Here is a 12574-nt window from a genome sequence, read left to right on the forward strand (position 1 = left end):
CTTTTTGCTATGGCACACGGCTGATCAGCATGAAAATCAGCTCCACCAGCTCTAATACATGTTTGGGGTCTCTCCCGGTGATTTTGTGAATCCGATCCAGACGGTAATGCAGGGTGTTCCGGTGGATGATGAGCCGGCTGGCGGTTTCGTTGGCATTCAGGTTGCACTTCAGATAGGTTTGCAATGTTTGGATTAAGTCATCGTGCTTTTCCAGCAATCCGGAAAGATTTGCCGCCGCCGGCCCCTGCAGGTTGGCTGTATCAGCAAGGAATCGGCAATCCCCATAGGAAATGGAGCGCTCATCCAGGGAGAGTCCTTGCAGCACCCGCATAGCGGACTTTGCCTGCCGCAGCCCGTCCGCAATTTTGTCATTCATCAGGCTGACAGCAAGCAGGACGCCGGGACTCCGCTGCAGCTGTGCCTGCAAATGCTCCAGCCGCTCCGCTTCTTGGACAATGATGCACAGGGAATGCGGTGAGGTTTTGAATGCAGGAAAGGTTTGAATCAAACGCTCCTCCACCTCATCGGGAAACTCTGCGTATACAATTTGCGAAGGCTGCAGCAGCCGGATGCCATAGGCTGCAGCTCTTTCCCCCAGTTCTTTTGTGTAAGAAACGGATGGGTCAGAAATAAGACTGAAAAATTCCTGCTTCAGGCTGCTTTCCAGCCTCTTTTTCTCCAATGCGGCACCTTGCTCAATCAGCAGAATGACAGCAGATTTCACCAGGTTTCCAAACGGGCGCGTTTCCTCCACGGCTCCGCTGATGCCCACTACGCCCACGATGGTGCCGTTCATGGTGATGGGCAGATTGATTCCCTTTTTGACAAACTCTTCATCCTGTTCAATTTCCACCGCTTTTCCCTGCTGAATGGCAGCTGCCGCTCCATGATGGAGCGTGCCGATGCGTTTTGGATTGCCGCTTCCGATAATAATGCCGTTCGGATCCATAATGTTGATGTTATAAGGGATATCCTTCATCATGCGGTCGACGATGCTTTGCGCTTGCTGGGGCTTTAGCTCATACATACCGGGTGCTCCTTTATCAGGAATGGCTTGTTTCTTGTAGATTGTCCGGAATAACAGGGTTTAAACAGCTTCTTCTGGATGCTTTCTTTTGAATAGAAGGAAAAAGGAATTTATAGAAGAAGTAATAACATGCAGCTTAACATGAAAGGGGGCATGCAGAGTGGGGGACATCAGCAATTTACAGCGTGCTATGAAGATAAGAGAGATTTTGCTTCGGGATACAGATGAGGAGGGAGCTTATGTCTAAACCAAGGGCATATGGCACGTTTAAAATGGCGGGGGAGTACATTTATCGGACTGAGGCTTATATTCAATGGGGGGAGTCCGAGGAGTCTTTGGGGGCATGCCTGATGCTGAATCCAGGGTCTGCAGTGCTTGAGCCGAGGCTGCAGCGTAGCCTGCATACATTTGGAGAAGCCGACGGATTGGTTCAAACCGCGGATCCAACTATGCAGCAGCTCATCAAGATTGTGGAAGGAATATATGGAGAGAAAGAGCTGGCTGGCAGGTTGCATATATACAATCTGTTTCAAATTCAATGTCCTAAGAATAGCAAGGCCATTGACATGATGGAGGAATTGGCTCAAGCAGGAAACTATGATGTGAAAAGCTCTTTAATCAATATAGAGACTCTACAGCAGCACCCCTGGATTCTGTTTGCATGGGGAGTGGAAAGAAGAGTGAAATGGACCCATCTGCGAGTAGTTAAGGATGAGTGGCGGAAGCGTGTAAAGGAAGCCGGAATTCCTTCATTTGGAAAGGAACATCCAAAACATGATGAGTATTATCATGTATGCCCGCATGTCATGAATAAGCGGGCAGCAATGGTTACGGACCTAATCCGCATCTATCGGGATACAGTCGTATAAGCCTGAATGGCTTGAGATGCTGTGAAATTATGTTAGGGGAGGTCAAGATGAAAGCAAACTGGGAAGAGATCATTGTATTGGGCGGAGAGGGCGGCAGCATTACGCTGTATGGACTGCAGAAAGATGGGAACTGGCTATTTTGCAGGGAACGAAATGAATCCGCGCTTGCCAGCCTATTGGATGAGGAGGACTGGCATCTGCTAACATCTCAATCGGAATGTGTAGGCACATGGGAGGAAGCTTTGGCACTCATCGAGCCGTACTGGATGTTCCTGTCGCCGATGCATGTTCATCCGGCTTTTCGGGAAAAGATGTGGACGGAAGTGCAGCAGCGCGGACAAGAGGTGTGGAAGAAGAGGGGATGGGAAAGAATCTGTGTATATGGAAGACCATACTGAAGAGAGGCAGCCCCACAAAAGGCTGCCTCTCTTCCTATTAAGATGACTGCATATCATTCTTCAGCTGCAGCAAATCCCAGGACGTCACAATCCCAACCGGCGGCTCATGCTTCAAGCCATTGACGGTAATAATAAGAGCCTCCAGCTTTTTGCTTCAAAGATATCTGAGAAGGCAGAGATGAACGCAATCTCGTTGGGCTTCTTGCGGATGCGCAAGTCACGCACCTTCACTTGTTCCAGGTGGATGACGTCTCCGTTTTGGTTGTTGGCCATCCAGTTGATGATCATATTGGACGTCAGTGTCCATTTATATTCACCCGTTTTATCATAAATCGGGAATTGTGTATACGAATGCTTTTGAATGGTTGCCAATACTTCCTTTAAAGGTGTGTAATCATAATAGTAGACAACGGGCGCCGTGGCGATGGAAAGTGCGCTTTGCGGCCGCTGAAATTGTCCAGCGATGTGTTCAATGTCCTTCACAATACTTGTATGCGGTTCGGCAATATAGAAGCGGACATCTGTTTTCTCGTGCACCATGGCGTTGCGCAGCCGGGCGTATTGCTGCAGCTGTTCTTCATACTGGCGGATCACCCCGTGCCGTTTGGCGCCTTCCTTCACCAGGAAGGAGAAGCGGTCGTTGCCGCCTGGGGCGGCAAGCTGCTGGAGCTTTTTGTGGATGCGATTGAAGGCGACTTCAAAACGTTCTGACATGGAAGTATCAATCTTGTTGCTCATCTCTCTTCGCTCCTTTTATTTTTATATTTTAATTATAGAATAATTCAGATGAAAGAATAAAAGCTTAATAGGTGGAAGAAAAGGAATAAATTAAGAATGGGAAATGTTGGTTTGTGTTATGATAGGAGGTGTGAAATGAGAAATAGGAGGAGTTCATATGGCAAAGACATTTCGTGATATGGTCACAGAAGCACGCGAAAACGTGCCTGCAATCAGCTCAGCAGCAGCACGTGAAAAGATGAAGCAAAATCCTGACACGCTGGTCATTGATGTACAGGATGCTGCTGATGCGGGAGCATGCGGCCTGATCCCAAGCAGCATGAACATCTCATTGGGCATGCTGCCAATCCGCGCTGACCTGCTTGTTCCTGAGCATCTGCGCGAGCCGAAGCTGGCTGACCGCAACCGCCCCATTATCATTACGTGCGGTGCAGGCGGACAAGCAGCACTTGGCGCATACACACTGAAGCAAATGGGCTTCACAGACGTTTCTTTCATCGAAGGCGGCACAGCTGCCTGGAAGGAAGCAGGATTCGACGTTTCTTCCGTGTAAACACGAAACAGCCTCTCATTGCGAGAGGCTGTTTTTGCATTTTTCACCACTCCAGGGCAATACTAACCACCATATCAGCTTAGAAAATATATTGCATAGGAGAAGAAGCATGGAGAAAAAAAACAAAGGATTAACAGTGCCGCATCTGACGATGATGGCGCTCGGAAGTGTGATCGGGAGCTCATTCTTTCTCGGCTCCTCACTGGCTATAAGCGCGGCAGGTCCTTCCATCTTAATTTCGTACATCCTTGCGGGTGCTCTGATTTACTTAATCTTGTTCGCATTATCTGAGCTGACGGTGGCCGACCCATCCGCTGGTTCCTTCAGCACCTTTGCCACCCGCAATCTTGGTCCCGGCGTCGGATTCGTGGTCGGCTGGCTGTACTGGACAGGAACGGTGCTTGGCATGTCCAGTGAGGCGACGGCTATTACGATTCTCGTCCAAAAGTTCTATCCGGGTGTGGCCATCAGCTGGTTCGGAAGTGCCATTATCATTGGGGTGACGCTGCTGAATTTGCTGGGGGTGGAGAAAATCGGCAAGCTGACGAGCGGGCTGTCCTCCATTAAGCTGCTGACTATTGTTCTGTTCATTCTGGGTGCACTTACTCTCATTTTCGGCTTGCTCCCGGGAAGAGCGGCCATCGGAGTCGGCGAACTGGCGAATCAGCCGCTGATGCCGGGCGGAATTACGAGCATTGCCGGCAGCATGCTGCTTGTTGTATTTGCCTATGCCGGCTTTGAGGTGATTGCATTGGCTTCGGCAGAGGTGCGCGATCCGCAGCGTACCATTCCGAGAGCCATCCGTTATACAGTAATTACACTGGTGGGGCTGTATGTGTTGTACGCCATCGTGCTGCTGCCGCTGATTCCGACAGCAAGCCTGAATGAAAACATCAGTCCGATGGTGGCTTCCTTGAGCAGATGGGGCATTGGCTGGGCCGGAACCGCCATTAATGTTGTGCTTATTACTGCCAGCCTGTCCACCATGATGGCTTCCATCTTTGCGGTGGGGCGGATGATTCGTTCTCTTGTGGAGGAGGAGCACGGCCCAAAATGGCTGAAGGATAAGACGGATGTGCCGTACCGCGGCATCCTGTTTTCGGGAGGAGCGATGCTGCTTGGCCTTGGGTTCGGCTTGCTGTTTCCGCGTGTGTACCTCGTCCTGATTACAACGAGCGGCTTCACGCTGCTGTTTACGTATGCCGTCATCATGGCAAGCCACATCCGGTTCCGGAAAACACAGGGCTGCCCGCCGACCGGGGACTGCCAGATGCCGGGTCATCCGTATACCTCTTGGATTGCCTTAATCAGTTTGGTGGTGATTCTGCTGAGCATGCCTCTGATCAAGGGACAGGGAACAGGGCTCATTACCGGTCTTGCGGCAACGGCTGCTTATTCGCTCCTGTACCTGGCCATCCGCTCCCGCAGGCGCGCCCGTGCGGAGGCGCCTCTCAAGCGGGTGGCCCAGCCGCTGCAGTATCGGACAAGCCTGCTTACAGAGTACTCGCGTGAGTTAGGTGAGGAAGAGGAGAAGGATCCAGAAAAATAGGGGGGCGCAACATGAATAAAATTGCTTCATTGGAGAGCTTGCTGGAGGCTATACCCATTATGAAGGAAGCCATCCCTGCAGACCTGTCTATTGCCGTTTGCGATATGGAAAAATTCATTGCCTACTTTCCAGGCAAGGAAATCGATTTAGGCATTGGGGTGAACCAGCTCTTGCATCCGGAGGAACCACTGGCAATAGCCCTGAAGCGGAACAAGCCGCTGCGCGCAGATGTTCCTGCCGACTTCTACGGCTTTGAATTCACCGGCACCGCCCATCCTTTGCATGACAGCAGAGGGAGGGTCATCGGTGGTATGGCCGTGCAGCTGCGCCGGCAGACAGAGCTGCGGAGCATTGCGGACCAGATCTCGGCATCTCTTACGCAGGCAAATGAACAAATCAGCCAGGTGGCCCGCGGTTCAGGCTCTCTTTCGGATTTTTCGCAAGAGCTGCTGGAGCGCTCTCATCAGGCGGATGCGGATGTGAACAAGTCCACCGAAGTGCTTTCAATCATTAAGCACGTGGCTGATCAAACCAATTTGCTCGGGTTGAATGCCGCCATTGAGGCAGCGCGGGCCGGGGAGAAGGGCCGTGGCTTTGATGTGGTGGCGAACGAAATCCGAAAGCTGTCCAGCGAGACCATGGAGTCCACAAAAGAAATCAATGAAGCAATGAAGAAGGTGAAGGAAGCGATGCATTCCATCGCGGTATCCATCGACAAAATCGCAGCCATTGGACAGGAGCAGGCGCAATCGATTCAAAAGACTTCTTCCTTCGTGGAACACATCCAGGAGATGGCGCAAAAGCTGAATGAGTTCGCGCAGAAGCTGTAGGAAGCATAAGCATCAGGACAAAAAGAGGATGCCCCCGAAAGAGCCGGGTCATCCTCTTTTTAGTGCAGCAACGGCTCAAGCCGGAAGTGGTCCAAGGCTGCATTCACATCATGAAGATCATAAATCTGCCGTTCCAGGCAGAATTGGATGACAAGATCAAAGGTTTCGCTGTCTGACAGAGAGTAGCCCGCAGTGTTTAATAAATCCTCTGTGTCGCTCTGGTCCAGCTCCAGCGCAAAGGCCAATGCCAAAATGGTATTCTTCTTCGGTCTGTAGTCCGGGTTTGACCGGATTTTGGAGAACAGCTTGCGGTCCATGCCGGCCTTCTTATAAACCTCCGGATCGCTCATGCCGGCCTGGTCAATGAAGTGAAACAGCATTTGTCTGAGCGAAGGCTTGCGGCGCCGCTCAATGAAATCGTCCAGTTCACTTGCGGGAGCCTCCATCACCCTCTGCAGCTCCGGGGCAAATAAGGACTGGGATTGCACATACTCCTCCAGCTCCTGTAACAGCTCCTGCTTCAGCATCTCATCTCCCCCTCAAATGTCGCTTTGCAAGCGACCAAATACGAAGCCTAATCTACTAGTATTATAGCATAATCCAAAATTTGAGAGGGGAAGGCTTCCATGAATCATAAATTGACTGAACTTATCTTTTTATTGGACCGCAGCGGCTCCATGGCAGGCTTGGAGAGTGATACGATCGGCGGATTCAACTCCTTGGTTGCCAGACAATGCCGGTCCGGAGAAACAAGGCTGACAGCAGTTTTGTTTGATGATGAGTATGAAGTGCTTTGGAGCGGCGCAGATGCGAAGGGAGTTCAGCTGACGGACCGTGAGTATTATGTCAGGGGCTGTACAGCAATGCTCGATGCCATCGGCAAAACGATTTTGGATGCAGGCCGGAGACTGTCGCAGACACCTGAAGCAGCGCGTCCCGGCAAGGTTATGTTTGTCATCACAACAGACGGATTGGAGAATGTGAGCCGGGAATTTACGCATGAGAAGGTAAGCCAAATGATTCAGCACCAGCAGGAGAAGTACGGCTGGGAGTTCATCTTCCTTGGTGCGAACATGGATGCCGTCAGGGAGGCGGAGAGCATAGGTATCCAGGCGGAGGATGCCTACGCCTGGGAAGCCTCGGAAAAAGGAGTGGCGGAAATGTACGGTATGCTGGAAGAGGAGCTGTCGGTCAGGAGGAAAAAGTAATCTGTAGCCCGATGTTTCTGTATGTGGTAAGGTGAAAATATCTGCCTATTATACAGAAAGAATTGGGGTGCATAGATGCTTAAGCGTTTTTTCAGCTATTATAAACCGCACCGGAAGCTGTTTTATATCGACTTCTTCTGTGCTGTGCTTGTTGGGTTGATGGAGCTTGGATTTCCTCTGGCAGTGTCCTGGTTTATTGACAAGCTGCTCCCGGAAGGAAATTGGAGCACCATCACTGCAGTGAGCGCCGGTTTGCTAACCTTGTATGTGATGAGCTCCGGCCTGCAGTTTGTCGTCAACTACTGGGGGCATAAGCTCGGCATTAATATTGAAACGGATATGCGCCGCGAGCTGTTCAACCATGTGCAGCGGCAATCATTCCGCTTCTTTGACAATACAAAGACCGGCCATGTGATGAGCCGGATTACCAATGATTTGATGGATATCGGCGAACTGGCACACCATGGCCCGGAGGATTTGTTTATCGCCATTATGACGTTTGTCGGCTCATTCTGGATTATGCTGACCATCAATGTGCAGCTCGCTCTTGTTGCCATCATTGTTGTGCCGTTCCTGATTTGGCTTATCTCTCATTCCAACATCAGAATGAACAAGTCCTGGTCCCATATGTACGGGGACATTGCCAATGTGAATGGCCAGGTGGAGGACAGCGTGTCCGGCGTCCGCGTCGTGCAGTCCTTCACGAATGAACAGTATGAAATGAAGCGCTTCAACAAAAACAACCTGTTCTTCCGCAAGAGCAAGCTGCGCGCGTACAAGGTAATGAGCTGGAACCTGCTCGGCATTTACTTGGCGACGCGCTTGATGACGCTGATCATTCTTGTATACGGAGCATGGCTCAGCTATTCCGGGAAGCTGTCCTACGGGGAACTTGTTGCGTTCATTTTATACCTGAACGCATTGTTTAAGCCAATCGATAAAATCAGTGCCCTGCTGGAGCTGTATCCGAAGGGGATGGCAGGCTTCAAGCGGTTTGTTGAACTGATGGACATGGAGCCGGAGATTCAGGACGCCCCGGATGCGGTCGCAGTATCTACCTTAAGCGGCGACATCCGGTTCCGCAATGTCAGCTTCGGCTATGAAAGCAACCGGCCGATTCTGCAGGATCTCTCCTTTTCCATTGAGGCGGGAACTACGGTCGCCTTTGTCGGTCCTTCCGGGGCCGGCAAAACAACGATTTGCTCGCTCATTCCGCGCTTCTATGATGTAACGGGCGGGTCCATCATCATTGACGGCCTCGACATCCGCGACATGACGAAGGAGTCACTGCGCGCCAATATCGGCATCGTGCAGCAGGATGTGTTCCTGTTCACGGGCACACTGCGCGAAAATATCGCCTACGGCAAGCTTGGCGCCACGCAGGAGGAAATTGAGGAAGCGGCAAGAAAGGCACACTTAACAGATTTGATTGCATCCTTGCCGGATGGCTATGACACACAAATCGGGGAGCGCGGCCTGAAGCTGTCCGGCGGGCAGAAGCAGCGTCTGGCGATTGCCCGGATGTTCCTGAAAAACCCGCCAATCCTTATCTTGGATGAAGCAACCTCCGCCTTGGATACAGAGACGGAGGCCATCATCCAGGAGGCGCTGAACGACCTGGCAAAGGACCGTACGACGCTGGTGATTGCCCATCGCCTTGCCACAATTAAGAAGGCCGACCGCATCCTTGTCATCACAGAGGAGGGCATTGCCGAGGATGGTACGCATGCAGAGCTTCTGTCACAGGAGGATGGCATTTTCGCCAAGCTGCATGCCCATCAGCATTGAAAGAACATGTTGACTGTTACAGATGGAGAGGACAACCGGGCTTCTCTGCACAAGTCCCCGCCTGCATAAGGCGGGGATGATCTTATGCTTGTGATTTGAAGTTCCTGTAAGCAACGTGTCTAGTGAGTCTCATGGTATTCTCCTCCCCAGGAAAATGGACCGGTTTCATCTTGGTTTGTTTATACAATTCAATTACATCCACAGCGTCTAATGACAGCTCCTGAAAGCGCATCAAGCCGTACATTCTTGGAGGAAGGATATACATGGGTTTGTCCGGACTCAATGTCTTGACCATTCTTTTTACTTCAAACTGTAAATGAGGGCAGAAAAGAATCACATCAAATGCAGACATCTTCTCCTTTGCAAGCGAAAAGGGGGCAAATTCAATATAAAACTCGTCCTGCAGGTTATTTTCTACAATCTCCTTTTCCACACCCGCTGCCAAGGCGCTTGAAGAAAAGCCGCCGGCGCAGCATAAGAGAATTCTAATCATGTTGAACCCTTCCTTCTAAGACTATGTTCCCATAGTAGCTCTGTTATTTCATGTTATTGCAATATTCTACATAGTTCTCAAGATTCCTTTCACGCAACAAGAAACGGGAGAAGGTTGGCTGCTATAACTCTGCTTTATCGTCTACAAATGCAGGAAAGGGGAGTATACATGATTCATATCATATCGGGACAAGCAGCTGCAGGCAGCTTCCGGTTCATGCTTCGGGGCAAAGGAGCAAAGGAACAGGGACACCTGCTGCCGCTGTTCGGTACTCTTTCTGTCGGGCCTGTCCATCAGCTACATGAGGAGGCAGGACGAGTGGCGCGCTATGCTTGGCTGCAGCAGGCTATGCCTGACCCGTATCAGGGATGGCCGGAGGACGAAGACAATTTTATCCGTACTACAGAAAAGCTCCAAGCGCTTCCCGCGGGCAGCCATGTTTGTGTCTGGACATGTGAAAATGCCAGTGAACAGACGATGCTCAGCTATATCGCGTACCTGCTGCGGGACAAGCGCAGCGATATTTCCGTCGTTAACACGGCGCATGCGTATCAACAGCTGTTTGCCAGGCCGAACATACAATACGAGGTGCTGCATACAGGCGAGCTCCCCCCGGAGAAGCTGGAAGTCATCTATGAGAGCGGATGCGGCACGTGCTTAAGTGATCATGAGCGGGAGCATCTGGAGCAGGGGTGGCTGCAGCTTGCCGCCACCCCTGAGCCGCTCCGTATCTGGCGCAATGGGCGCATTCACTCTCTCCCGGAAGACTACTATGACCCGTATATGATCAAGCATGCCAAAAGGCTGGGGAATAAGCGGGAGTTCATGAAGGCCTCCAGAATCATTGGCGAGGTGCTGGGGCATCTGGACCAATATTTGGGCAATGCTTTCTTGGAATACCGTCTCAGGAGCCTGGTGCAGCAGGGGGTATTTGAGGCAGAAGGCAGTCTGGCTGCAATGCGCTTGTACCGTGTGAAATTAAGATAGTATTCTTCTATGGGACAAGGTATACTTTGGTAGGTTTCCCTGCAGACTGGGTAACGGCAACTATAATGCGATGCAAGGAGAATGCTATGAATAACTATAGATTGTTAATTCAATATGATGGCAGCCGCTATAAGGGCTGGCAGCGCCTTGGCAACGGCGAGAATACGATTCAGGGGAAAATTGAGAGTGTGTTGTCTGAAATGCTCGGCAAGGAAGTCGAAATTATTGGCTCCAGCCGGACGGATGCCGGAGTGCACGCTTTTGCCCAAGTGGCAAATTTCAAAACAGAGAAGGATTTTGCGCCAGCCGAAGTGAAGGCTTATTTAAACCGCTATCTGCCCGAAGATATTAGTGTAGTGGAGGTCACCTCTGTTCCAGACCGGTTTCATGCCCGGTACAATGCGAAGGCAAAAACATACCTGTATAAGATCTGGAATGAAGAGCATCCGCATCCGTTCATGCGAAAGTACAGCATGCATCTGACAGAGAAGCTGGATGTGGCCAAGATGAAGGAAGCCGGCCAATACTTTGTCGGCACCCATGATTTCACGGCCTTCTCCAATGCCAAGTCAAAAAAGAAATCATCTGTACGAGAGATTTACTCTGTGGAAGTGTTTGAGGAGGACGACTTTATTCAGATACGGGTGCGGGGGGAAGGCTTCCTCTATAACATGGTCCGGAAGCTGGCGGGCACGCTGATTGAGGCGGGGTTGGGTGCGATAGCCCCAAGCAGTATTCCCGGCATCCTGGAGTCTAAAGAGCGGGTACAGACCGGACGCATGGCGGAAGCGGGAGGATTACATTTAGAAAACATAGAGTTCTAAGGGGGAATTTCTGTGCAGGAGATCCATCGAATCGGCAGGCACTTTTGGTACATGACACCGGTGTCAGAGACAGACCGCCCCATCTTAGGGATGGTCGTCGGCAAAAGCCGGACACTCATGATTGATGCCGGCAATTCTGAGGCGCATGCCCAGCTATTTATTAGAGAGCTGGAGAAGCAGGGGATGCCGCAGCCGAGCTTTGTTGCGTTGACGCACTGGCATTGGGACCATATTTTTGGCCTGTCCGGGCTTGGGGATATCGTTTCTATTTCATCTGCTCTTACAAAGATAGAGATGGAGAAGCTGCTCCCGTTGTCTTGGTCGGATGAAGCTTTGGCTGAACGTGTGGCAGCCGGAACGGAAATTGAGTTTTGTGCAACGGCGATCGGGCATGAGTTTCCAAACGAGCGGAATATCGAGATTGTGTTGCCATCGCTCACTTTCGAGGGAAGGCTGGAGATAGACCTTGGCGGAGTCACCTGTGTGCTGCAGCAGGTAGGCGGCGATCATGCGGCCGACTCTGTTGTCGTGTACGTTCCCCAAGAGAAGCTTCTGTTTCTGGGGGACTGCATGTATCAGGATATCTTCTCGCCACCGGCAAACTATACAGTCAAACGGACCTTGGATTTGCTCGATACATTAGAGGCATTTGAGGCGGATACATATGTGATTTCACATTGGAAGCCGATTTCGAAGGAAGAGTTTCGCCGGGAAGTGTCCATCATGCGGCATGCGGCTCGCATTACAGAGGAATGCCAGGGCAGGCTGGAGGCTATGAAGCAGGCGTACCAGCAATGCGCCGGACGGGAATTGGAAGAGGATGAGGAGGAAATTCTCGAGTATTTTGCCAATGGATATGCGAGGGGGCAGGCTCAAAACTAAAGCCGAATCCCTCTCGGCCAAGGTCACAAATTTGTGATAAATCATACACATAATGTCCTCACTTCCTTTAGTTTTGGGGACTCCCTGCGCACTATAATGAACGTGTAAGAGATAGAAATCTCTTCATCATACGACAGGGAGTGAGACATATGTTTCTCGTTATGTTTATGCTTTTGGTAATCCTAAGTCCTTTCATCATTATCCTTGCCCCACTGCTTGGCGGGTTATTGGCATTTGGCATTGTGATGGGCTGGCTGTTCCGCTTGGTGGATGCAGTGCATGACGCTGTGAACAGAGTGCTTGGAAAGCATGTGGGTCTGGCTAAGTGAAGCAGCGTACCATCTTCTATATAAATCAACAATCCCTTTTGTAAGGAGCGTTCCGGAAGCAGAGCGTCTTTACAAAAGGGATTGTTGCATTTTTGCGGG

General features: G+C 51.0%; 14 protein-coding genes and 1 pseudogene. 11 read left to right on the forward strand and 4 right to left on the reverse strand.

The annotated features are described in order from the left end of the window. Positions 1-7: 7 nt before the first annotated feature. A complete protein-coding gene (locus tag NK662_RS15565) occupies positions 8-1027 on the reverse strand; it encodes a CdaR family transcriptional regulator (protein ID WP_254759863.1) in 1020 nt (339 codons plus the stop codon). Positions 1028-1266: 239 nt separating this feature from the next. Here NK662_RS15565 and NK662_RS15570 point away from each other — a divergent pair, with 239 nt between their 5' ends. Then, positions 1267-1896, forward strand: a complete 630-nt coding sequence (locus tag NK662_RS15570; protein WP_254759864.1) for a hypothetical protein — start codon at positions 1267-1269, stop codon at positions 1894-1896. A 47-nt stretch (positions 1897-1943) separates the two neighbouring features. Next, positions 1944-2294, forward strand: a complete 351-nt coding sequence (locus NK662_RS15575; RefSeq protein WP_254759865.1) for a hypothetical protein — start codon at positions 1944-1946, stop codon at positions 2292-2294. Between the two features lie 111 nt (positions 2295-2405). Here the strand turns inward: NK662_RS15575 and NK662_RS15580 are convergent, their stop codons facing one another. Then, positions 2406-3032 carry a CBS domain-containing protein gene (locus NK662_RS15580; protein ID WP_254759866.1) on the reverse strand — a complete coding sequence of 209 codons (627 nt, stop codon included), beginning with the start codon at positions 3030-3032 and terminating at the stop codon, positions 2406-2408. Positions 3033-3189: 157 nt separating this feature from the next. On the opposite strand from NK662_RS15580, the gene NK662_RS15585 reads away from it, so the two are divergent. The 3 genes and pseudogenes from NK662_RS15585 to NK662_RS24360 form a co-directional block, all read left to right on the forward strand. Continuing rightward, complete coding sequence (locus NK662_RS15585; RefSeq protein WP_254759867.1) at positions 3190-3585, forward strand: rhodanese-like domain-containing protein; 396 nt, start codon at positions 3190-3192, stop codon at positions 3583-3585. 109 nt (positions 3586-3694) lie between these two features. Continuing rightward, entirely contained in the window at positions 3695-5134 is a 1440-nt protein-coding gene (locus tag NK662_RS15590; RefSeq protein ID WP_254759868.1) for an amino acid permease, read from the forward strand. Positions 5135-5634: 500 nt separating this feature from the next. Further along, a pseudogene (locus NK662_RS24360) lies at positions 5635-5964 on the forward strand (methyl-accepting chemotaxis protein); the annotation flags it as partial. 59 nt (positions 5965-6023) lie between these two features. Here the strand turns inward: NK662_RS24360 and NK662_RS15600 are convergent. Beyond that, positions 6024-6491, reverse strand: a complete 468-nt coding sequence (locus tag NK662_RS15600) for a hypothetical protein (RefSeq protein ID WP_254759869.1) — start codon at positions 6489-6491, stop codon at positions 6024-6026. Between the two features lie 99 nt (positions 6492-6590). Between NK662_RS15600 and NK662_RS15605 the strand changes: the two genes are divergently transcribed. Continuing rightward, positions 6591-7172 carry a vWA domain-containing protein gene (locus tag NK662_RS15605; RefSeq protein ID WP_254759870.1) on the forward strand — a complete coding sequence of 194 codons (582 nt, stop codon included), beginning with the start codon at positions 6591-6593 and terminating at the stop codon, positions 7170-7172. Between the two features lie 75 nt (positions 7173-7247). Then, a complete protein-coding gene (locus tag NK662_RS15610; protein ID WP_254759871.1) occupies positions 7248-8960 on the forward strand; it encodes an ABC transporter ATP-binding protein in 1713 nt (570 codons plus the stop codon). Positions 8961-9042: 82 nt separating this feature from the next. Here NK662_RS15610 and NK662_RS15615 read toward each other — a convergent pair whose 3' ends face one another. Further along, positions 9043-9453: a PTS sugar transporter subunit IIB gene (locus NK662_RS15615; protein WP_279664801.1), complete on the reverse strand. Its 411-nt coding sequence runs from the start codon at positions 9451-9453 to the stop codon at positions 9043-9045. Positions 9454-9621: 168 nt separating this feature from the next. On the opposite strand from NK662_RS15615, the gene NK662_RS15620 reads away from it, so the two are divergent. The 4 genes from NK662_RS15620 to NK662_RS15635 all read left to right on the forward strand — a co-directional run bounded on the left by NK662_RS15620 (position 9622) and on the right by NK662_RS15635 (position 12475). Next, entirely contained in the window at positions 9622-10440 is an 819-nt protein-coding gene (locus NK662_RS15620; protein WP_254759873.1) for a DUF1835 domain-containing protein, read from the forward strand. 86 nt (positions 10441-10526) lie between these two features. After that, the gene (gene truA, locus NK662_RS15625; RefSeq protein WP_254759874.1) at positions 10527-11264 is read left to right on the forward strand and encodes a tRNA pseudouridine(38-40) synthase TruA; all 738 of its coding nucleotides are present in this window, start codon (positions 10527-10529) and stop codon (positions 11262-11264) included. Between the two features lie 12 nt (positions 11265-11276). Further along, on the forward strand, positions 11277-12146 hold the full coding sequence (locus NK662_RS15630) for an MBL fold metallo-hydrolase (protein ID WP_254759875.1): 870 nt from the start codon (positions 11277-11279) through the stop codon (positions 12144-12146). A 149-nt stretch (positions 12147-12295) separates the two neighbouring features. Continuing rightward, positions 12296-12475, forward strand: a complete 180-nt coding sequence (locus NK662_RS15635) for a hypothetical protein (protein WP_254759876.1) — start codon at positions 12296-12298, stop codon at positions 12473-12475. Positions 12476-12574: the final 99 nt, after the last annotated feature.

This window comes from Ectobacillus ponti, assembly GCF_024294785.1.
GTDB lineage: Bacteria > Bacillota > Bacilli > Bacillales > Bacillaceae_G > Ectobacillus > Ectobacillus ponti.

Excerpts from the sequence above, each read along its gene's own strand:
- NK662_RS15565 (WP_254759863.1), bottom strand. The coding sequence starts at position 1,027 with ATGTATGAGCTAAAGCCCCAGCAAGCGCAAAGCATCGTCGACCGCATG.
- NK662_RS15570 (WP_254759864.1), top strand. The coding sequence starts at position 1,267 with ATGTCTAAACCAAGGGCATATGGCACGTTTAAAATGGCGGGGGAGTAC.
- NK662_RS15575 (WP_254759865.1), top strand. The coding sequence starts at position 1,944 with ATGAAAGCAAACTGGGAAGAGATCATTGTATTGGGCGGAGAGGGCGGC.
- NK662_RS15580 (WP_254759866.1), bottom strand. The coding sequence starts at position 3,032 with ATGAGCAACAAGATTGATACTTCCATGTCAGAACGTTTTGAAGTCGCC.
- NK662_RS15585 (WP_254759867.1), top strand. The coding sequence starts at position 3,190 with ATGGCAAAGACATTTCGTGATATGGTCACAGAAGCACGCGAAAACGTG.
- NK662_RS15590 (WP_254759868.1), top strand. The coding sequence starts at position 3,695 with ATGGAGAAAAAAAACAAAGGATTAACAGTGCCGCATCTGACGATGATG.
- NK662_RS15600 (WP_254759869.1), bottom strand. The coding sequence starts at position 6,491 with ATGCTGAAGCAGGAGCTGTTACAGGAGCTGGAGGAGTATGTGCAATCC.
- NK662_RS15605 (WP_254759870.1), top strand. The coding sequence starts at position 6,591 with ATGAATCATAAATTGACTGAACTTATCTTTTTATTGGACCGCAGCGGC.
- NK662_RS15610 (WP_254759871.1), top strand. The coding sequence starts at position 7,248 with ATGCTTAAGCGTTTTTTCAGCTATTATAAACCGCACCGGAAGCTGTTT.
- NK662_RS15615 (WP_279664801.1), bottom strand. The coding sequence starts at position 9,453 with ATGATTAGAATTCTCTTATGCTGCGCCGGCGGCTTTTCTTCAAGCGCC.
- NK662_RS15620 (WP_254759873.1), top strand. The coding sequence starts at position 9,622 with ATGATTCATATCATATCGGGACAAGCAGCTGCAGGCAGCTTCCGGTTC.
- truA (WP_254759874.1), top strand. The coding sequence starts at position 10,527 with ATGAATAACTATAGATTGTTAATTCAATATGATGGCAGCCGCTATAAG.
- NK662_RS15635 (WP_254759876.1), top strand. The coding sequence starts at position 12,296 with ATGTTTCTCGTTATGTTTATGCTTTTGGTAATCCTAAGTCCTTTCATC.